17 protein-coding genes are annotated in these 19039 nt (G+C 63.7%); 5 read left to right on the forward strand and 12 right to left on the reverse strand.

Annotated elements, in window-relative coordinates; all coding sequences use genetic code 11:
• Window positions 1-35: 35 nt before the first annotated feature.
• Window positions 36-704, reverse strand: coding sequence for a heme exporter protein CcmB (gene ccmB, locus ADADO0_RS06720; RefSeq protein ID WP_511304407.1), 669 nt, complete (start codon window positions 702-704; stop codon window positions 36-38).
• Window positions 704-1357, reverse strand: coding sequence for a heme ABC exporter ATP-binding protein CcmA (gene ccmA / locus ADADO0_RS06725; RefSeq protein WP_511304342.1), 654 nt, complete (start codon window positions 1355-1357; stop codon window positions 704-706). The genes ccmB and ccmA overlap by 1 nt, the downstream gene beginning before the upstream one ends.
• A 143-nt stretch (window positions 1358-1500) precedes the next feature.
• Between ccmA and acnA the strand changes: the two genes are divergently transcribed.
• Both acnA and ADADO0_RS06735 read left to right on the forward strand, forming a co-directional pair.
• Window positions 1501-4197 (forward strand): aconitate hydratase AcnA, encoded by a 2697-nt coding sequence (gene acnA / locus ADADO0_RS06730; protein WP_511304343.1) that lies wholly within the window; start codon window positions 1501-1503, stop codon window positions 4195-4197.
• Window positions 4198-4440: 243 nt separating this feature from the next.
• The gene (locus ADADO0_RS06735; protein WP_511304344.1) at window positions 4441-5241 is read left to right on the forward strand and encodes a DUF1223 domain-containing protein; all 801 of its coding nucleotides are present in this window, start codon (window positions 4441-4443) and stop codon (window positions 5239-5241) included.
• 6 nt (window positions 5242-5247) lie between these two features.
• On the opposite strand, the gene ADADO0_RS06740 is transcribed toward ADADO0_RS06735, so the two are convergent.
• The 3 genes from ADADO0_RS06740 to ADADO0_RS06750 form a co-directional block, all read right to left on the reverse strand.
• Window positions 5248-6015, reverse strand: a complete 768-nt coding sequence (locus tag ADADO0_RS06740) for an aldolase/citrate lyase family protein (protein ID WP_511304345.1) — start codon at window positions 6013-6015, stop codon at window positions 5248-5250.
• An 18-nt stretch (window positions 6016-6033) separates the two neighbouring features.
• Window positions 6034-7773, reverse strand: a complete 1740-nt coding sequence (gene araD / locus ADADO0_RS06745; protein ID WP_511304346.1) for an L-arabinonate dehydratase — start codon at window positions 7771-7773, stop codon at window positions 6034-6036.
• 79 nt (window positions 7774-7852) lie between these two features.
• Window positions 7853-8821, reverse strand: a complete 969-nt coding sequence (locus ADADO0_RS06750; protein ID WP_511304347.1) for a Bug family tripartite tricarboxylate transporter substrate binding protein — start codon at window positions 8819-8821, stop codon at window positions 7853-7855.
• 128 nt (window positions 8822-8949) lie between these two features.
• Here ADADO0_RS06750 and ADADO0_RS06755 point away from each other — a divergent pair, with 128 nt between their 5' ends.
• From ADADO0_RS06755 to ADADO0_RS06765, 3 genes are all read left to right on the forward strand, one after another.
• The gene (locus tag ADADO0_RS06755) at window positions 8950-9660 is read left to right on the forward strand and encodes a GntR family transcriptional regulator (RefSeq protein WP_511304348.1); all 711 of its coding nucleotides are present in this window, start codon (window positions 8950-8952) and stop codon (window positions 9658-9660) included.
• A gap of 96 nt (window positions 9661-9756) precedes the next feature.
• The gene (locus ADADO0_RS06760) at window positions 9757-10941 is read left to right on the forward strand and encodes a pyridoxal phosphate-dependent aminotransferase (protein WP_511304349.1); all 1185 of its coding nucleotides are present in this window, start codon (window positions 9757-9759) and stop codon (window positions 10939-10941) included.
• A gap of 158 nt (window positions 10942-11099) precedes the next feature.
• Window positions 11100-12023 carry a sugar kinase gene (locus ADADO0_RS06765; RefSeq protein WP_511304350.1) on the forward strand — a complete coding sequence of 308 codons (924 nt, stop codon included), beginning with the start codon at window positions 11100-11102 and terminating at the stop codon, window positions 12021-12023.
• Between the two features lie 66 nt (window positions 12024-12089).
• Here ADADO0_RS06765 and ADADO0_RS06770 read toward each other — a convergent pair whose 3' ends face one another.
• From ADADO0_RS06770 to ADADO0_RS06800, 7 genes are all read right to left on the reverse strand, one after another.
• On the reverse strand, window positions 12090-12929 hold the full coding sequence (locus ADADO0_RS06770; RefSeq protein ID WP_511304351.1) for a glycosyltransferase: 840 nt from the start codon (window positions 12927-12929) through the stop codon (window positions 12090-12092).
• Between the two features lie 49 nt (window positions 12930-12978).
• Window positions 12979-14487 carry a lipopolysaccharide biosynthesis protein gene (locus ADADO0_RS06775; protein WP_511304352.1) on the reverse strand — a complete coding sequence of 503 codons (1509 nt, stop codon included), beginning with the start codon at window positions 14485-14487 and terminating at the stop codon, window positions 12979-12981.
• 53 nt (window positions 14488-14540) lie between these two features.
• Window positions 14541-15281 (reverse strand): cephalosporin hydroxylase family protein, encoded by a 741-nt coding sequence (locus ADADO0_RS06780; RefSeq protein WP_511304353.1) that lies wholly within the window; start codon window positions 15279-15281, stop codon window positions 14541-14543.
• Entirely contained in the window at window positions 15278-16348 is a 1071-nt protein-coding gene (locus ADADO0_RS06785) for a class I SAM-dependent methyltransferase (RefSeq protein WP_511304354.1), read from the reverse strand. Before ADADO0_RS06785 ends, ADADO0_RS06780 begins: the two co-directional genes overlap by 4 nt.
• Complete coding sequence (locus tag ADADO0_RS06790) at window positions 16349-17176, reverse strand: NAD-dependent epimerase/dehydratase family protein (RefSeq protein ID WP_511304355.1); 828 nt, start codon at window positions 17174-17176, stop codon at window positions 16349-16351.
• Window positions 17177-17242: 66 nt separating this feature from the next.
• On the reverse strand, window positions 17243-18478 hold the full coding sequence (locus ADADO0_RS06795; protein ID WP_511304356.1) for a methyltransferase domain-containing protein: 1236 nt from the start codon (window positions 18476-18478) through the stop codon (window positions 17243-17245).
• The gene (locus ADADO0_RS06800; protein WP_511304357.1) at window positions 18475-19038 is read right to left on the reverse strand and encodes a dTDP-4-dehydrorhamnose 3,5-epimerase family protein; all 564 of its coding nucleotides are present in this window, start codon (window positions 19036-19038) and stop codon (window positions 18475-18477) included. Before ADADO0_RS06800 ends, ADADO0_RS06795 begins: the two co-directional genes overlap by 4 nt.
• Window position 19039: the final 1 nt, after the last annotated feature.

Raw genomic sequence — 19039 nt, forward strand, 5'->3', positions numbered from 1 at the left:
CCGGGCGTTTTCTTTTGGCGGGGCCGGCCGTAGCGCTATCCCCGCGCCGACCGCAAAGCCGCCGCCGCCGCGACCGGGCCGAGCACCAGGGCGAACAGGGCGAGACCGATGAGCACCCGGAATGGCGTGCCGAAGGGCACCGGCCCGGTGACGGCAGCCCCGGTGGCGGAGACGGCGAAGATCAGCACAGGAATCGCGAGTGGCAACACCAGAACCGCGATCAGCAGCCCGCCGCGTCGGAACGCGCCGGCGAAAGCTGCGCCGATCAAGCCCAGGGCGGTCACGGCGGGGGTGCCCACCAGCAGTGTCGCCACCAGCGCGCCGATCGCCGCCAGATCAAGATTGAGCATCAGAGCCAGGAACGGCGCGGCCAGCACCAGGGGCAGGCCGGTGGCGATCCAATAGGCCAGCCCCTTGGCTGCGGCCACCAGTTCCAGTGGCAGGATCGCCCCGGAGAGGGCGTCGAGCGAGCCATCCTCCACATCGGCGGCAAATAGGCGTTCCAGGCCGATCAGGCTGGCCAGCATGGCGCCGATCCAGAGGATCGCGGGGCCGATACGCGCCAGCAGCACCAGGTCTGGCCCCACCGCGAACGGCACCACCGCCACCACGGAAAGGAAAAACACCACGCCGAGACCCCCGCCTCCGCCCGAGCGGGTGGCGAGGGCGAGATCGCGCCGCACCAGGGCGAAAAAGGCGGCGATCATGCGCGGGCTCCGAGCCGCAGATCCCGTGCGCCGGGGCCGAAATCCAACGGGGCGTGGGTGGCGGCGAGGATGAGGCCGCCCTGCGCGAGATGGGCGCGCCCGAGTGCCGCGAATTGCGCCTGGGCGCTCGCGTCCAGAGCGGTTGTCGGCTCATCCAATAGCCAAACGGGCCGATGCGAGACCAGCAGCCGGGCGGTCGCAAGGCGGCGTTTCTGCCCGGCGGAAAGAACCTGGGCGGGCAGGCGGCCGAGGCCCCCCAGGCCGACGGCCTCCAGCGCGTCCGCCACGTCCAGGCCCGGCATGCCGAGGACCTTGCGCCAAAACCTGAGATTCTCAGTGACGGTGAGGGCGCCCTTCACTCCGTCCTCGTGCCCGAGATAATGAATCTGCTCGGCGGGACGCGCATCCTCGCCAATTCCCGTCAATTGCACGCGGCCCGATGTCGCGGTCATGAGCCCAGCCACGATCCTCAACAGGGATGACTTTCCCACCCCGTTCGCACCGGTGACGATGAGTGCCTCACTTGGACTGATTATAAAATCCAGGCCTTCGAACAGCAGGCGGGTGCCACGCCGGCACGCCAAAGCGTGGCCGGAAAGGAATACCCCTGACCATCGCGGTCCGAGCGTCGCATTTGGTGCATGGCACATTCGTTCGTCTTATCGCATGACCGCGGTTTAAAATGGCTCTATAAAGCGGCTGAACCGCATCGTCCAAGATGGGATGGCACCTCGCGCTGCCACAACCTCGGACTGTTGGCGTCGGTCGATAATCGAACCGGAGACAAAGCGCCGTGACCTCCCTTGACAGCTTCAAGTGCCGCACCTCCCTGTCCGTCGGTGGCAAGGAATATGTCTATTACAGCCTTGAAGCTGCCGAGAAAAACGGTCTGACGGGAATTGCCCGGCTGCCGTACTCGATGAAGGTGCTGCTGGAAAACATGCTGCGCTACGAGGACGGACGCAGCGTCACCAAGGATGATGTGCTCGCGGTCGCCGATTGGCTGACCCTGCGCGGCAAGGCCGAGAAGGAAATCGCCTACCGGCCGGCGCGCGTGCTGATGCAGGACTTCACCGGCGTTCCCGCTGTGGTCGATCTTGCCGCGATGCGCGATGCCATGGTGAACCTGGGTGGCGACCCCGAGAAGATCAACCCGCTGGTGCCGGTCGACCTCGTCATCGACCATTCGGTGATCGTGAACTATTTCGGCGATTCCACCGCCTTCCAGAAAAACGTCGAGGAAGAATACAAGCAGAACCAGGAACGCTATCGCTTCCTGAAGTGGGGCCAGAGCGCGTTCGACAATTTCCGCGTCGTCCCTCCCGGCACCGGCATCTGCCACCAGGTGAACCTGGAATATCTCGCCCAGACGGTCTGGACGCGCAAGGAAGAGCTGAACGGCAAGACCGTCACGGTGGCCTATCCCGATACGCTGGTGGGCACCGACAGCCACACGACGATGGTGAACGGCCTCGGCGTGCTGGGCTGGGGCGTCGGCGGCATCGAGGCGGAAGCCGCCATGCTCGGCCAGCCGATCTCCATGCTCATCCCGGAAGTGATCGGCTTCCGGCTGTCCGGCAGGATGAAGGAAGGCATCACCGCAACCGACCTCGTGCTGACCGTCACCCAGATGCTCCGCAAGAAGGGCGTGGTGGGTAAGTTTGTGGAATTCTACGGTTCCGGCCTCGACTATCTCTCGTTGGCGGACCGCGCCACCATCGGCAACATGGCCCCTGAATACGGCGCCACCTGCGGCTTCTTCCCTGTTGACCGCGAGACCATCGATTATCTCGACGAGACCGGACGCAAGGACAGCCGCGTCGCGCTGGTCGAAGCCTATTCCAAGGCGCAGGGCATGTGGCGCAAGAAGGACACGCCCGATCCTGTCTTCACCGACACGCTTGAACTCGACCTCGACACGGTGCTGCCCTCCATGGCGGGGCCCAAGCGTCCCCAGGATCGCGTGCTGCTGGCCGATTCGAAGGCCGGCTTCATCGGTGCGCTCGAAGGCGAGTTCAAGAAGCCCGGCGCAGCCGACATCCGCTTCCCGGTGGCGGAACACGATTACACCCTGGGCCATGGCGACGTGGTGATCGCCGCCATCACCTCCTGCACCAACACCTCCAACCCCTCGGTGCTGATCGCCGCCGGCCTGCTCGCGAAGGCAGCGGTCAAGCGTGGCCTGAAGTCGAAGCCCTGGGTGAAGACCTCGCTCGCGCCTGGCTCCCAGGTGGTCGAGGGTTATCTGAAGGCCGCTGACCTTCAAGAATATCTCGACGCGCTCGGCTTCAACCTGGTGGGCTTCGGCTGCACCACCTGCATCGGCAATTCCGGCCCGCTGCCGGAGGCCATTTCCGAGTCCATCAACAAGAACGACATCGTCGCTGGCGCGGTGATCTCGGGCAACCGCAACTTTGAAGGCCGCGTGAACCCTGACGTGAAGGCGAACTATCTCGCCTCGCCCCCGCTGGTGGTGGCCTACGCAATTGCCGGCTCGCTCCAGGTCGACCTGACCACCGAGCCGCTGGGCATGGATGACGACGGCAAGCCCGTTTACCTCAAGGATATCTGGCCCTCCAACAAGGAGATCGCCCAGTGCATTCGCGACAACGTCACCAAGAAGATGTTCAAGGAAAAATATTCCGACGTCTTCAAGGGCGATGAGCACTGGCAGAAGATCGCCATCCCCACCGGGCAGACCTACGCTTGGCAGGATTCCTCCACATACGTGCAGAACCCGCCGTATTTCGTGGGCATGAGCAAGACCCCGGACCCGGTCGCCGACATCATCGATGCCCGCGTCCTCGGCCTGTTCCTGGATTCGATCACCACCGACCACATCTCTCCCGCCGGTTCGATCAAGGCGTCGAGCCCTGCGGGCCAGTATCTGGTGGAGCACCAGGTGCGCCCGGTGGACTTCAACCAGTACGGCACGCGTCGCGGCAACCACGAAGTGATGATGCGCGGCACCTTCGCCAATATCCGCATCAAGAACCAGATGATCCCCGGCGTCGAAGGCGGCATTTCGGTGCACTACCCCGACGGCGAGCAGGCGCCGATCTATGATGTCGCGATGCGCTACAAGGCGGAAGGTGTTCCGCTCGTGGTGCTCGCCGGCAAGGAATACGGCACCGGATCCTCGCGCGATTGGGCCGCAAAGGGCACCAAGCTGCTCGGCATCCGCGCCGTGGTTGCGCAGTCCTTCGAGCGTATCCACCGCTCGAACCTGGTGGGCATGGGCATCATGCCGCTGGTGTTCGAGGAGGGGACCTCCTGGCAGACCCTGGGCATGAAGGGCGACGAACTGGTCACGCTGCGCGGTATCGTGGGCGATCTCAAGCCGCGCCAGACGATGACCGCCATCGTCGCTTATGCCGACGGCCGGGTGGTGGAAGTGCCGCTGATCTGTCGGATCGATACGCTGGACGAACTGGAGTACTTCCGGTCCGGCGGTATCCTGCCGTATGTCCTGCGCTCGCTGGCGGCCTGATTTTTTGAGGCTTCATCAGTTGTCCCGGCTTTGCCCGGGCAACCGGAACGCTCCGGGCGCGTGACGCCCTGATATGGCCGGGTCACACCCGGCCATATTCATGTCGAAGAGGCCGGCATTCCGGTTTGGCGATGCGCGCACGGCGCGTCCGCCGATCTCTCACCGCGAATTGACTGGCCTCCGGCGTACCGCACGCCTATGCGTGACTCTCCCTCTGGATGGTCCATTCCGTTGCATGTGCCGATGAGCCGTTCCTCGCACCGCACCGCAGTCGTTTTCGCCGCAGCATTGCTGTGCGCGATGGCCGGCGGCCGGGCACAGGCACAGACGCCGGTGGCCCCGAAGCCGGTGGCCGCTGCTTCATCCACCCCGAAGGCGGTGGTGGAGCTTTTCACCAGCCAGGGCTGCGCCTCCTGCCCGCCCGCAGATGCGCTCCTCGGTGAAATCGCCAAGGACCCCGACGTGATCGCGATCACGCTCGCTGTGGATTATTGGGATTACATCGGCTGGAAGGATACGCTCGCCAAGCATGGCCATTCGATGCGCCAGCGGGCGTATGCGGAGCAGCGCGGCGACCGCATGATCTACACGCCGCAGATGGTGATCGACGGTTTCGTCCCCGCCAAGGGGAGCGACAAGGCAGCGGTCATCAAGGCCATGGTCCGCGCCAAGGATGTCGCCCAAGTGCTCTCCGTTCCGGTAACGCTGTCCCGCAAGGGCGATGAACTGGTGGTGGAGGTTGCAGCCCTCGCGCGGCACGCGGAGAGCCCGGCCTTTGTCGCCGATATCTGGGTCTGCCCGGTGATTCGCACCCATGAGGTGGCGATCAGCCGGGGCGAGAATGCCGGCAAGACCATCACCTACACCAATATCGTGCGCGGCTGGGTCAAGCTCGGCCCCTGGAAGGGCGAGGCGGCCACCTATTCGGTTCCGATCGCCCGAGTCACGCCAGATGGCGAGGATACGGTGGTCGTCATGGTGCAGTCAGGGACGCAGACGGCACCGGGTCCGATCCTCGGTGCCGCCCGCCTTTCCCTGAACTGACGCCGATCAGGCGTCCTTAAAGCGTCGCGCCAACGCCTCGGACGAGCGCGCCAGCAGCCCGCTGTCGGAGCCGACCGCGGTGAACACCGTACCCGCCGCCATGTAGCGTTTCGCCAGCGCCTCGTCGGAGGTCAGAATGCCCGCCCGATTTCCGGCGGCGGTGATGCGGCGGATGGTCTTCTCGATCATGTCGACGATATAGGGATCGCCCTGCTTGCCGAGATAGCCGACGCTGGACGACAGGTCGCCCGGCCCGATGAAGACGCCATCAATGCCCTCGACCGCGCAAATCTCCTCCAGATTGTCGAGCGCCACCTGCGTCTCCACCTGGACCAGAACGCAGATCTGCTCCTCGCACCGGGCGTAATAATCCTTGATCCGGCCGAAGCGCGAGGCGCGGGAGGCGGCGGCAAAGCCACGGATGCCGTTGGGGGGATAGCGCGTGGCGGCGACCGCCGCGCGGGCTTCCTCGGCATTTTGGACCATGGGAACGAGGAAGGTCTGAACCCCGGCGTCCAGATAGCGTTTCGTGACGACCGAATCGTTCCAGGGAATGCGCACGATGGGTTGCGCCGCCCCCTCCATCACCGCCTGGAGCTGGCTGTAGATGATAGGGAGTTCGCTGGGCGAATGCTCGGTGTCCAGCAGCAGCCAGTCGAAGCCGGAGCCGGCGAGGATTTCGGCGGTGAAATTGCTGGGCACCGAACACCACAGGCCGATCTGCTGGCGCCCGGCGTGAATCGCGTGCTTGAAGCTGTTGATGGGCAGGTCCACGTTTTGCTCCCGGAAGTTTCAGAAGATTGCCGGCTCGCCCACGGGCGCGCCGAAGGATGTCTCAAGGAAGTCGAAGTCACACCCCTCGTGTGCCTGGCCGATGTGGCGGGTGAACATCCAGCCATATCCGCGCTCGAAGCGGGGCGGCGGCGCCACCCAGGCGGTACGGCGCCGTTCAAGCTCGTCGTCCGCGACCTCAAGGGAAATGGTCCGCGCCTCCACGTCCACCGAAATAATGTCGCCTGTCTCCACCAGTGCCAGCGGGCCGCCGATATAGGCTTCGGGGGAGACATGCAGCACGCAGGCCCCATAGCTGGTGCCGCTCATGCGCGCATCCGAAATGCGCAGCATGTCCCGCACCCCCTGTTTCACCAGCTTCTTCGGCAAGGGCAGCATGCCCCATTCCGGCATGCCTGGCCCGCCCTGGGGCCCGGCATTGCGCAGCACCAGCACATGATCGGGGGTGACGTCGAAATCGTCCCGGTCGATCACCGCCTTCATGGCGGGATAGTCATCGAACACGATGGCGGGGCCGGAATGCTTCAAGAGGTGCGGCTCGCAGCAGCCGGGCTTGATGACGCATCCCTCCGGGGCGAGATTGCCCTTGAGAACGGCGAGCGCGCTCTGGTCCGTGGCGGGCCGATCGAGCGGGCGGATGACGTCGTCATTATAGATGGTGGCGTTGGCGATGTTCTCGCCGACGGTGCGGCCGGAGACAGTGAGCCTGTCGAGGTCGAGGTGATCGCGGATGCGGGTCATCAGCGCCGGCAGGCCGCCGGCATAGAAGAAGTCTTCCATCAGATAGGTATCGCCGGTGGGGCGCACGTTCGCCAGCGTCGGCACCTTGCGGCTCGCCGCCTCGAAATCATCCAGCGTCACCGGGCAGCCGGCACGGCGCGACTGGGCGAGGACGTGGATGATGGCGTTGGTGGAGCAGCCCATCGCCATGGCGACCGCGATGGCGTTCTCGAAGCTGCCGCGCTGCTGAATTTTAGCCGGCGTCAGATCCTCCCACACCATATCGACGATGCGCCGCCCGGCCGCCGCGCACATGCGCTGGTGGTTGGAATCCGCCGCCGGGATGGAGGAGGCGCCCGGCAGCGTCATGCCGATGGCTTCGGCGATGGCGGTCATGGTGGAGGCGGTGCCCATGGTCATGCAATGGCCGAACGAGCGGGCGATGCCGCCCTCGATGTCGAGCCAGTCCTGGTCCGATATGTTACCGGCGCGGCGCTCGTCCCAATATTTCCAGGCGTCCGAGCCGGAGCCCAGGATCTTACCCTTCCAATTGCCCCGCAGCATCGGGCCGGCGGGAACGAATATGGCAGGCAGGCCGGCGCTGGTGGCGCCCATCAACAGCGCCGGGGTGGTCTTGTCGCAGCCCCCCATGAGCACCACGCCATCCACCGGGTGGGAGCGGATTAGTTCCTCCGTGTCCATGGCCAGGAGGTTGCGGTAGAGCATGGTGGTCGGCTTGACGAAATTCTCCGCCAGCGAAATCGCCGGCAGTTCGATGGGAAAGCCCCCGGCCTGCAACACGCCGCGCTTCACATCCTCCACCCGCGCCTTGAAGTGTGCGTGACAGGGATTGATGTCCGACCAGGTGTTGACGATGGCGATGGCTGGGCGGCCGACGAAGTCCTGCGGGGCATAGCCCATCTGCATCACGCGCGAGCGATGGCCGAAGCCGCGCAGATCATCCTGCGCAAACCAGCGCGCGCTGCGCAGCGTCTCGGGGGTCTTGGGGCGATTGGTCATGGGAGATCAGGCTGAGCCTCTATCACGAGCGCGGTCGACTCCCTCTCCCGCAAGCGGGAGAGAGAGTGGCAATATCCTGCTACTCCGTTGGCGTGATTTTGCCTTCCGTAATCACCTGCTTCCACATGGCCTCCTCCTTGGCCTGGAAAGCGGCGAATGCGGCAGGTGAATTGGCGACCACCTCAAATCCGATGTCATTAAGCTTTTTCTTGGTTTCCGGGTCGCTCAGCGCGGCCATCAGGGACGCCTCGATCTTGGCTTTCACATCGGCGGGCAGCCCCTTGGGGCCGGCGGCTGCCTGCCAGGAGTAGACCTCCAGCGGCACCCCGGCCTGCGCCATGGTTGGGGTGTCGGGAAACACGCTGGTCCGGTCTGCGGCAGTGACCGCCAGCAGCTTCAGCTTGCCGGCGCGGATCTGGTTCGCCACGGACGCCAGATTCTGGAACGAGACGTCGGCATGTCCGCCCATCAGATCGTTAATGGCGGGGCCGCCGCCCTTGTATGGGACGTGCACCCCCTGGGTGCCGGTCTTCTGCCAGAACATGGCTGCGGTGAGATGGTCGGATGAGCCGATGCCGGACGAGGCGAATGTCACCTTGTTCGGGTTCTTCTTCATGTACTCGACCAGTTCCTTGACCGAATTCGCCGGGAAGTTGGGCGATGTCACCAGCACGTTCGGGGTCCGCACCGCGACCGTGAGAAGGTCGAAATCCTTTTGCGGGGAGTAGGCGAGGTTGGGGTAAAGCGCGGGGTTTATGGCGAAGACGCCGATGGAGCCGACCAGCAGCGTGTATCCATCCGGCGCTGAGCGGGCCATTTGCGCGGCGCCCTGGCCGCCGTTCGCGCCCGGCTTGTTGTCCACCACCACGCTCTGGCCCAGCACTTCCGCCATCTTGGGGGCGAGGAAGCGGGCGGTGCTGTCCGAGGCGCCGCCGGCGGGGAACGGGACGATCACCGTGACCGTCCGGTCGGGATAACCGGCGGCGAAACATGAGGTGCTGACGGCGACGCTCAAAAGAGCGGCGCACATCAATTTGAGCGATGGCATCTGGCGTCCTCCCAGGACTTTTCCTCCCGGCCGTTCGGCCCGGATTTGCCCGTCTGATACGGGTCTAAAGAGACTGAAACACTAATGCATTAGTTGGTCAATCGGATTTCATGCTATGACGGGCGGGCATGAACGAGGCGATCAATCCGCAGCTTCTCCCCCGCCCGGCGCGCGACCGCTCCCGGCAGGCGGCGCCGCAGGTGTTCGACTATCTGCGCGCGCAGATCGTCGGAATGGTGCTGCCGCCCGGCGCGACACTGCCGCGCGCGGCGCTTCAGGGCCTGTTCGGCGTTTCGTCCACTCCGGTGCGCGACGCTCTCATGCGCTTGGAGGAAGAGGGCCTGGTGGAGGTATTTCCCCAGCACGCCACCAAGGTCAGCCCGATTGATCTTAGCCAAGCCAAGCGCACCCAGTTTCTGCGCCGTTCCATCGAGCAAGAGGCGGTGCGCCTGTTGGCCGAGGCTGCGGACCGGCCTGCCGCTATCTCTGCGCTTGAAGCCGTCATCGCCCGGCAGCAAGCCCTGCTTGCCGCCGGCGACCTCGAAGCCTTCGACGCGGCGGACCGGGCGTTCCATGAAACCTTGTGCGATCTGGTGGGAGCAGGGGAGCTTTGGGCCCTGGTGCGCCGCTCCTCCGGCCATATCGATCGATTGCGCCGCCTGAACCTGCCGCTCGCCGGCAAGGCGCCACAGATCATCGTCGATCACGAGGCCATCGTCGCCGGCATCGCGGCGGGGGATGGCGGAGAGGCACAGCGCGCGGTGCGCGACCATCTCTCCCGCTCACTCGCCTCAGCGGACGGGATGCGGCGGGACCGGCCGGACTATTTTCGCGACTGACCCCGCGCGGTGCCTGTTCTCCCCCTGGCGAATTTTCTGCTATCTGCTCCACAGGCAATAGCAAAAAAGGCGGTCCGCCCGCCGGGGAGAGAAGCCATGCTCACCACCGTCGATTCCTTCGACCGCATCGGCGAGGAGAACGCGTTCGCGGTTCTCGCCCGCGCCACCAGTCTGGCCGCCCAGGGCCGCGACATCATCAATCTCGGCATCGGCCAGCCGGATTTCCGCACCCCGCAGCATATCGTCGAAGCCGCCATCAAGGCGCTCCAGGACGGCCACCACGGCTACACCCCCTCGGTGGGGATCCTGCCGCTGCGCGAGGCGGTGGCGCGCGATCTCCACCGCCGCTACGGCGCCGAGGTCGATCCCGGCCTGGTGATGATCGTGCCCGGCGGCAAGGTGACGATGTATGCCGCCATCCGCCTGTTCGGCGAGCCGGGCGCGGAGATCCTCTATCCCGACCCCGGCTTCCCGATCTATCGCTCGATGATCGAGCACACCGGCGCGACGCCGATCCCGGTGCCGATCCGCGAGGAAAACGGCTTCGCCTTCTCCGCTGAGGAGACGCTGGCGCTCATCACGCCGAAGACCCGCCTGCTGATCATCAACTCGCCCGCCAACCCCACCGGTGGGGTGACCCCGAAGGCCGAGATCGACAAGCTGGTGAAGGGCCTCGCGGATCATCCCCACGTCTGCCTGATGTCGGACGAGATTTATGACCACTTCGTTTTCGACGGCGAGAAACACCAGACCCTGCTGGCCTACCCGGAAATCCGCGACCGGCTGATCCTGCTGAACGGCTGGTCGAAGACCTATGCCATGACCGGCTGGCGGCTGGGTTATTCGGTGTGGCCCAAATCGCTCTACGAGGCGGTGCGCAAGCTCTCGGTGAACGCCTGGTCGTGCGTCAATGCCGCGACCCAATATGCCGGCATCGCCGCCCTCGACGGGCCGCATGACGACGTGGCGGCCATGGTCGCCGAGTTCGACCGCCGCCGCGCGCTGGTGGTTGCGGGGCTGAACGCGCTGCCCGGCGTCTCCTGCGCCACGCCCAGGGGCGCCTTCTATGCATTCCCCAATGTTTCCGGCACCGGCTGGACCTCCGCCAAGGCGCTGGCTTCCGCCCTGCTGGAGGATGCCGGCGTTGCGGTGATCGGCGGGCCGGACTTCGGCGTGTTCGGGGAAGGCTACATGCGCCTGTCCTATGCCAATTCGGCCGAGAACATCCGCGCCGCGCTGGAGCGCATGGACGCCTTCCTGCGGCGCCGCCAAGCGGCCTGAGGAAGGCTATTTGGGCCTTCGCCATCTGTCCACCGCGCCACCCACGGGCGCGGTGTGTCAGCGGTGGGCCATCATCGGGTATCGCGTCGTGTCCTGGTCCCATCACTTGCGTGCGGCGCGGGGGTAGGGGAAGGTGCGCCCGCGTTTGAGGGTAAGACATGTCTAAAGTTGTTTGCGTGGGCGAGGTAATGGTGGAACTGGCGCGTGGCTCGGACGGGCGCTTCGGCCTCGCGTTCGGCGGCGACACGTTCAACACGGCCGTCTATCTCGCTCGGGCCGATATCGCGACCTCCTACGCCACCGCGCTCGGCGATGATGTGTTTTCAAGCCAGATCCTCGAGCTTGCCGCCATGGAGGGGGTCGGGCGCGACACCATCCTTCAGGTGAAGGGGCGGGTGCCGGGGCTTTATCTCATCACCACCGACGACAGGGGCGAGCGCAGCTTCCATTACTGGCGCGACACCGCACCCGCGCGCGTCCTGTTCGAGCTTGATGGCTGGCAGTCTGTCGCCGAGCAATTGGTGGGCGCGCACGCAGTCTATTTCTCGGGGATCACCCTCTCGCTCTATTCAAATGCCGGTCTCGGCCGCTTCCTGGCGGCGCTGGAGATGGCGGGCGAGAATGGCGCGTGGCGGGTGTTCGACGGTAATTTCCGCCCCCGTGGCTGGGGCGGCGACACGGCGCGGGCGCGCACCGTCTTCGCGGAAGCCTTGAAGCGGGCCTCCATCGCCTTGCCCACATTCGAGGATGAGGCGGCACTCTGGGGGGATGCATCGCCCATGGCCACCATCGAGCGGATCACCACGTATGGGGTGCGCGAAGTGGTGGTCAAGAACGGCCCGGCCGGCGCTCTCATCTATGCCGAGGGCAAAGTGATCGAGGTGCCGATCGAGCGCGAAGTGCTCCCTGTGGATACCACCGGTGCCGGCGACAGCTTCAACGCCGCCTATCTCGCCGCGCGGCTGAAGGGCGAAGGGCCCGAGGATGCGGCCCTTGCCGGCCATCGCCTCGCCGGGTCCGTCATCATGCACCGGGGCGCCATCATCCCGCGCGCTGCGCACGAGGGTATGAGCGCGCATTAAGGGATGGGGCACGCGAGCCTTTGTGACGGTGGGTATTCAACGCCGCCACGTCTCCTGCTCCGGACGTCAGAACTCGTCATAGCCCCCCGCAGGTGCGCGGGGTTTTTTAATGAAGAGGCGTAACGATAGAAATGACAGAAGGCATAATAGTATTACAGACTGTGTGAATCCAAACGATCTGAATATAATTTTGCTCGTTTCTATAAAATATGGATATATGTAGATATTGTTTTTCTTAATGGCGCGAGCGACGCGGGTTTTTGTTTTAATGCCTGCGCGATAGAGGTCGATCGGGATAATAGAAATATTGCCTGACATGGAGAGGCATTGGATGATGAAGAGGTCGCTATAGTCGAATCTCTTCGTCGCCTGCCGAATGGCCGGGATGAGACACCTGCTTCTGGCCAGTCCGTAGAACAGGCTCGATGTGGGGCTGATCAATTGCTCGCACAGCCGCCGGAACGGTGTTGTCCCTCCCGATGGAATGGGCCGTCTCACCTCGCTCAAGCTTTTTGTGGCGTGGTTCCAGCTTCTAAGATGCGAAAAGACGCATCCGATATCCGGGTCGCGGTCGAAGATCTCAACCGCGCGGGCTATGAACGTATGATCCCACTCATCGTCATGGGCAAAGTACATGAAGAATTCGGTGTCAGAAAATTTCGTCAGGAACTCGAAATTCGGCCAAACTCCGATATTTGTTTCATGGCGATGAACAACAATACGTGGGTCTTCCTCTGCTTTCCGCAGGCAGTATTCATAAGTTCCGTCGGTTGAGCAATTGTCCGAGATGACAATCCGGATATTCGTATAGGTTTGTTTGGTAATCGAGGCGAGCGCCTGCTCGATGAGCGGCATTCCATTGAAGAGCGGTATCGCGACGGTGACACGCGGCAGGGTCGGATTCATAAGCGCTCCAAGCGATGATGCCGGAAATTCGAATGGGACGGGCCGTGGCTCATCTGCGCATCAACACGGTATAGCGCGAGAGTACGGCGTGGCGCAGCCGATCTGAGGTCAAGAGACTTCCCAGCAATGCCAGGACGCCAACCACGACCACGAAGCCCGCCCAATGGAGGCGGTCCGAAAGGGGCGTCGGGGCGATCAATCGCGACGCCATGGCGATCCCTACCGCGCCCAGGGTCGGCAGGAGCACGTCCGCCCCATACCAGCGCCACTTCTCGGCTTTCAGCAGGCGTCGATGCATGATCTGGACATTTATCGCGACATAGCCGGCATTGAGCAAAACCCATATCCAGGCCGTGCCCACTGCGCCATAACGCGGCGCCACGAAGAGGATGGCCGGCACCAGAACGCACACCGCCACCAGATTGCTGCGCAGGGCAAGGCTCGTCCAACCATGGGCGAGCTGGCACTGGTAGGGCATCCACATCAGCCCGTTTAGAAACGTGCCGATGACGATGACGGAGAGGATCGGGCCGGTGTGGGCGGCGAGGGTTGCATCCCCCGACCAGACAAAGATCACGCCCTGCCCATAAAAGCTCAAAAGCGAGACAGCCGGGGCGATCAGAACCGTCACCAGTTGCGACCCTCGATGATAGAGCGTCGCAAGCTGCGCCTCATCGTTCAGGCTCGCAAGTTCCACCATGCGGGGATAGATCGCCTGCGTTACCGGTGTGATGATGAGGCTGAGGCTGCTCGCGAGCGTCGCCGCCAGGCTGTAATAGCCAAAATCGGTGAGGGTCAGCAGCCGTGACAACAGCAGCTTGTCGGTCTGGGTCAGCAGCGTGGCGAGCAGGGTTATGCCCAGCATACCGGAGGCGAAGCGCCAGACCTCGCTGAGGGCGGACCAGCGAAACTCAGGACGGGCCGGCGGCGTCGGCAGCACCCGATGCAGTGTGACGGCGAGGGCGATGATGGAGACGAACGACGCGATCGCCTGCCACAGGAAGAACGCCTGGATGGTGGGCGACACCAAGGCGAGGACCACGACGGCACCGCCATGGCGCAGCGTGGCGAGGGCCGCGTTGATGCTGTTGAAGAGCACCTGGCGTTGCAGCCCCAGCAGCGCGCTGCGATAGACCCCCTCGCAAAGCCGCAGGCCCACCACCAGGGCCATGATCGAAAGCGCCTGCGCCACCGCGTCGAGGGGAAGCTGCTGGCTCTGGAGCCATCCGCTCGCGATCACGCCGGATGCGGCCCAAACCCCAGCCGCCAGCACGAAGGCGATGGAGAAGCAGATCAGTTCGAGGCTGCGCAGCAGGTCGCCGATCGACTGGGGTGTGTGGGCGCCGGCGGTGAAGCGCGCCATTTCGCGCCCGAGCGTCGGCGTCATCCCCATATCCACCAGGGGCAGGGCCGCCATGAGGATGGCGAAGACCCCCACCAGCCCGTAGGCCTCGATGCCGACATAGCCGATGATCAGCGGGATGAACGCAAGGTTCATCACCGCCACCCAGGCCTGACCCAGGAAGTTGGCGAGCAGGTTGCGCTTGATAAGCGTCATGCGCGGCTCGTTTCGCTCCCGGTCCGGTCGCAGATCCCGCTCTCGGGACCCGCTCAGGCAATGCGTCGCAGATACCCTTGCGGCGCGACGCTGATGAGCAGCTTGTTGTCCATCTGCGCGTCGATCTCGAATTCGGGGTGCGACGCGAGATAGGCGTGGACCGCCGTTTTCGGATTGTTGCCGGGTGCCCAAGGGCGATCCGGGAATTTTTCGGGGGCGAGATCCTCAACGATCGTGTCGAACACGACGCAATAGCTGCCCACGCTGGTGAGCGGCGCGTAGGCCTCAAGTTCGGCGAGGACATGATCGTGGGTGTGGTTGCTGTCGAGGCACACCAGGATGCGGGATTTTCCCGCAGCGATGGCACGGACCTTTGCGACGACCTCTGGGTCGGTGCTCGACCCCTCGATCATGCTGATCCGCTTCATCATGGGATGAGCTTCGATCGCGGCGCGATTGTGCGCGCGAATGTCGATATCGATGCCGACCACCAATCCAGCCGGGTTGCCGCCGCAGGCTGCGTTCAGTTCAAGCATGGAGGCGGAGAAAATCAGCGAACCACCGTGCGCGATGCCGGTCTCGATGATGAGATCCGGCTGGATGGACCAGATCAGTTCCTGCATCGCCAGCATGTCTTGCGGGTACTGGATAATGGGCCGGCCGAGCCATGAGAAATTATAGGAGTATTGTGCGTCGATCGATTCCGCGTTGAACGCCTTCGTGGCGTTCAGCAGGGGCTGATTGGTCCCGTTCGCCTGAACGCGCTGTTTCACTTCATCGTTGAAATTTGTCATGGCGTCGTGGACACATAGTTAAAGCGGTTGTCGGTCATCGCCTTTACCTCTGATAGGTAGTTATCGTTCATTACGAATACAGTTGTCCCGTCAGGAAGCTGCGGAACCACATCGTCGGGCACCGCGACCTTCAGCCCGCTGGCGGCAAGGTATTTTCCCTGTTTGGCGGGATTTATATCCACCACATAGGAGGGCGCCACATTCTGCCTCTGCATGAGCAGGCTGAAGATGACCCCCTTGGATGCGCCACCCCAGACCACGCTCACGCCATTCGGGCGACCCTGAATGTCTCGCAGCGTTGCGGAAAAGCGGTCGATTGACGCCGAAAATCCTTCCGGGAGCGACACGACATCGTCGACGGGCCGCGCCGGTCGCCGAAGCGTCGCGAGATCGGCGATGACGTAGAGATATTGCCCGCCGAAGGTATGCCCCGCCTCGCGCACGTCCCCAAACATCCGGTGGAAGTCGGGCAGGCGAAAATAGTTTACGTGTTCATAGAAGATATCGAACCAACAGCGGTTTGCCATGATCCAATCGAAGCAGGGCACTTCAATGTAGATCAGCCCGCCGCCATTGGCCTCGCGAATGTTGTCGAGAAAACTGACCGGGTCGCGAATATGCTCCAGAACGTGCCGAAGCACGATGGCTTCGCCCTTGAGGTTCAGCTCGGCGCTGAAATACTCTTTGATAACCAGAGGGCTGGTCCCCTCGTAGGTCGGATCGACGCCGACGACATCGAAGCCTTCTTCCAGCAGCATGTCCATGAAGAGGGCTTTGCCGCAGCCGACCTCGACGATCTTGCGGCCCGAAAAATGCTGGCCGATCTTGCCGCGAACATCATGCAGATGCCGAATGAATGACCCGCTGACACCCTGTTCGTTCTGGTAGTTGGAATCATAAACCATCAGGTCGGGATCGAAGGCGGCATTGTAGATCAGGCCGGTGTCCGCATCCTGGACCAGAAAGATATCGCCTTTCGGGCAGTCCACCGCCGATTGATACGTGTCGTACATCCGGTTCTGGAAAACCGGATAGCCGTCCGCTCGATAAATCGCATTCTTCATCATTCAAACGGCCTGCAAGATGGAATCGAGCTTCTTCCGGTCGCCCCAGAACGCCATCGGTTCATAATCTGGATAAGGGTAATATCCCAGTTCGAGGTCGATGTTCCATTGATTATCGACCAGCCATTTCTCAACCAAAGCGCGCACGGATGTTGGTTTGCCCGAGCAGATATTGACGATGCCGTCGTTCGCCCCGCGAAGGGCAAGCGCGACAAGGAGCCGGACAGCCTCTTCGACGGGGAGAAAATCGCGCAACTGATCGCCGCGGGACATCTTGAAGGTCTTCTCCCCGGCCCGCACCGCCGCCCTGAGCTGCGGGAAGAGGGACGTCGCGGCCTGCGCCTCTCCATAGAGGTAGAAAAGACGTCCCCATGTCAGCGAGAAGGGCGTGGCCTTCTGAAGAAACGCGAGCTGGGTGCGCAGCGTGTCCTTCGCGAAGCCGTAGGGATTGGTCGGATGGGCCGGCATGTCCTCTGAGAGAGGGCCGGACGCCATGCCGTATTCAAAGCAGGTGCCGGCGACCACGAGATGCTTGAGGCCGCTTCGCACCAGTCCGCTGAGAAAGCGATATTGCGCGGGAAGCTCGCTCTCCATGTGATGCAGCGAGCGGTAGTTTGGCAGGCCGGACCAAGCGAGGTGGATCACCAGATCGGGCGATCCCATTTTGGCGAATGCGTCTTCGTCGGCAATCGCGAGGTCGAGGGCGACCGAGGCGCCAGCCTCGCTAGCGGGTGTCCGCGAGACAAGCACCGGGTGCAGGCCACGGCGTTCCAGCTCCGCAACGACATGCCTGCCGATGAAACCGCTCGCACCTGTCACAGCGATATTCACGGCTTGGTTCTCCGTTCGCGACCTCGGCGTGGACTTAGAAATTCAACGTAGGGTTGCAGGTGGGGCTCATGGCGCACGCAATTCCTCGACAGCGGGGATGAAGCGGACGCAGACACCGCCCCAGGATTCCACATAAGAGAGCTGGGCGCGCACCTCGGCCGCAAGATTCCAGGGCAGGATGACCACATAATCCGGCCGCGCGGCCTTCAGGTGGTCCTCATCCACCACGGGAATACGGCTTCCCGGCAAATAGCGTCCCTGCTTGGCGGGGTTGCGGTCCACCACGAAGCCGATCAGGTCGGGCCGCACGCCCGCGTAATTGATCAGCGTGTTCCCCTTGGCGGCGGCGCCATAGGCGGCGACGGACTTTCCGCGCCGCTTGGCATCGAGCAGGAAGGCCACGAAGGCGTCCTTTATCCCGTCGGCCTTGGCCTGGAAGCCGCTGTAATAATCGGCGCGGGTCATGCCCGCTGCGCCCTCGCGCGCCAGAAGCTCGGCCACGCGCGGCGTTTCCGGCTGACGCCCCGCATCGCTGCGCTGGGCATAGACCCGCAGGCTCCCGCCGTGGGTCGGCAGTTCTTCCACGTCGAACACCTGAAGCCCGTTGGCAGCGAAGATCCGGGCCACGGCGGTGAGCGAGAGATAGGAGAAATGCTCGTGGTAGATGGTGTCGAACTGGGTCTCGTCCATGAGGCGCAGCAGGTGCGGAAACTCGAAGGTGGCGACACCCTGCGGCTTCAGCAGATGGGCGAAGCCGGCGACGAAGTCGTTGATGTCGGGCACATGGGCCAGCACATTGTTGGCGGCGGTGAGGTCCGCCTGAAGGCCCTTGTCGGCGAGTTGCCGGGCGAGGCCGACGCCGAAAAAGTCCTCGACGATCGAGATGCCCTTCGCGCGCGCCGCATCGGCGGTGCTGGTGGTCGGCTCGATGCCGGTACAGGGAATGCCGCGCGCCTTCACATATTGCAGGAGATAGCCGTCATTGGCGGCGACCTCGACCACATGGCTGTCGCTGGTCAAGCTGAAGCGCGCCACCATATCGGCCACATACTGCTCGCTATGGGCGAGCCAGCTTGATGAAAAGCCGCTGAAATAGGCGTAATCGGCGCTGAAGAGTTCGTCGGCGCGCGCGAAATCCTCGGTCTGCACCAGCCAGCAGGACTCGCAGACCAGAACACGCAGCGGAAACCACAATTCCGGCGCGCGCAGCGCGGTTTCGGTGAGGAAGGCGTTCGATGGCGGGGCGCTGCCGAGGTCGATGAGCGGCAATTTCAGGCCCGCTCCACAATGGCGACATTTCATGTGTCGAGACCCGTGAAGTCTTCACTCAGAAAGGGATGCGCGGCGTCTCGATCGGAAAGCTCGGTGATGTCGCCAGGCCACGCCACCGACAGGCGCGGATCGCGTGCATTCACGGCCCCCTCGGCGCCGGCATTGTAAGGCGCAGAGTGGAGATACAGCATCTCCACATCGTCCGCCAGAGTCTGGAAACCGTGCGCGAAACCCTCGGGAATAAAGAGACTGCGGTGGTTCTCCGCGCTTAGAAACTCCCCGTGCCAGGCAAGGAATGAGGGCGACCCGCGCCGCAGATCCACCGCGACATCGAACACCGCGCCCTTGATGCACGAGACGAATTTGCACTCGGCGTGGGGCGGGTGCTGGAAATGCAAGCCCCGCACCGTGCCTTGCCGCGCCGTGAGGGTGTGGTTGATCTGCGCCACCGGCCGCTGAGCGAACAATGCCTCCAGTTCGCCGGCACAGAACACGCGCTCAAGATACCCCCTGCTGTCACCGAGCGGCTTGCGCTGAACCAGCGTGACGCCGCGCAGGGGCGTGTCGATGAGATCGAACCGGGCGGCCATG

The organism is Aquabacter sp., from assembly GCF_965279295.1.
GTDB lineage: Bacteria > Pseudomonadota > Alphaproteobacteria > Rhizobiales > Xanthobacteraceae > Aquabacter.

Excerpts from the sequence above, each read along its gene's own strand:
- ccmA (WP_511304342.1), bottom strand. The coding sequence starts at position 1,357 with ATGTGCCATGCACCAAATGCGACGCTCGGACCGCGATGGTCAGGGGTA.
- ADADO0_RS06735 (WP_511304344.1), top strand. The coding sequence starts at position 4,441 with ATGAGCCGTTCCTCGCACCGCACCGCAGTCGTTTTCGCCGCAGCATTG.
- araD (WP_511304346.1), bottom strand. The coding sequence starts at position 7,773 with ATGACCAATCGCCCCAAGACCCCCGAGACGCTGCGCAGCGCGCGCTGG.
- ADADO0_RS06750 (WP_511304347.1), bottom strand. The coding sequence starts at position 8,821 with ATGCCATCGCTCAAATTGATGTGCGCCGCTCTTTTGAGCGTCGCCGTC.
- ADADO0_RS06755 (WP_511304348.1), top strand. The coding sequence starts at position 8,950 with ATGAACGAGGCGATCAATCCGCAGCTTCTCCCCCGCCCGGCGCGCGAC.
- ADADO0_RS06760 (WP_511304349.1), top strand. The coding sequence starts at position 9,757 with ATGCTCACCACCGTCGATTCCTTCGACCGCATCGGCGAGGAGAACGCG.
- ADADO0_RS06765 (WP_511304350.1), top strand. The coding sequence starts at position 11,100 with ATGTCTAAAGTTGTTTGCGTGGGCGAGGTAATGGTGGAACTGGCGCGT.
- ADADO0_RS06770 (WP_511304351.1), bottom strand. The coding sequence starts at position 12,929 with ATGAATCCGACCCTGCCGCGTGTCACCGTCGCGATACCGCTCTTCAAT.
- ADADO0_RS06775 (WP_511304352.1), bottom strand. The coding sequence starts at position 14,487 with ATGACGCTTATCAAGCGCAACCTGCTCGCCAACTTCCTGGGTCAGGCC.
- ADADO0_RS06780 (WP_511304353.1), bottom strand. The coding sequence starts at position 15,281 with ATGACAAATTTCAACGATGAAGTGAAACAGCGCGTTCAGGCGAACGGG.
- ADADO0_RS06785 (WP_511304354.1), bottom strand. The coding sequence starts at position 16,348 with ATGATGAAGAATGCGATTTATCGAGCGGACGGCTATCCGGTTTTCCAG.
- ADADO0_RS06795 (WP_511304356.1), bottom strand. The coding sequence starts at position 18,478 with ATGAAATGTCGCCATTGTGGAGCGGGCCTGAAATTGCCGCTCATCGAC.
- ADADO0_RS06800 (WP_511304357.1), bottom strand. The coding sequence starts at position 19,038 with ATGGCCGCCCGGTTCGATCTCATCGACACGCCCCTGCGCGGCGTCACG.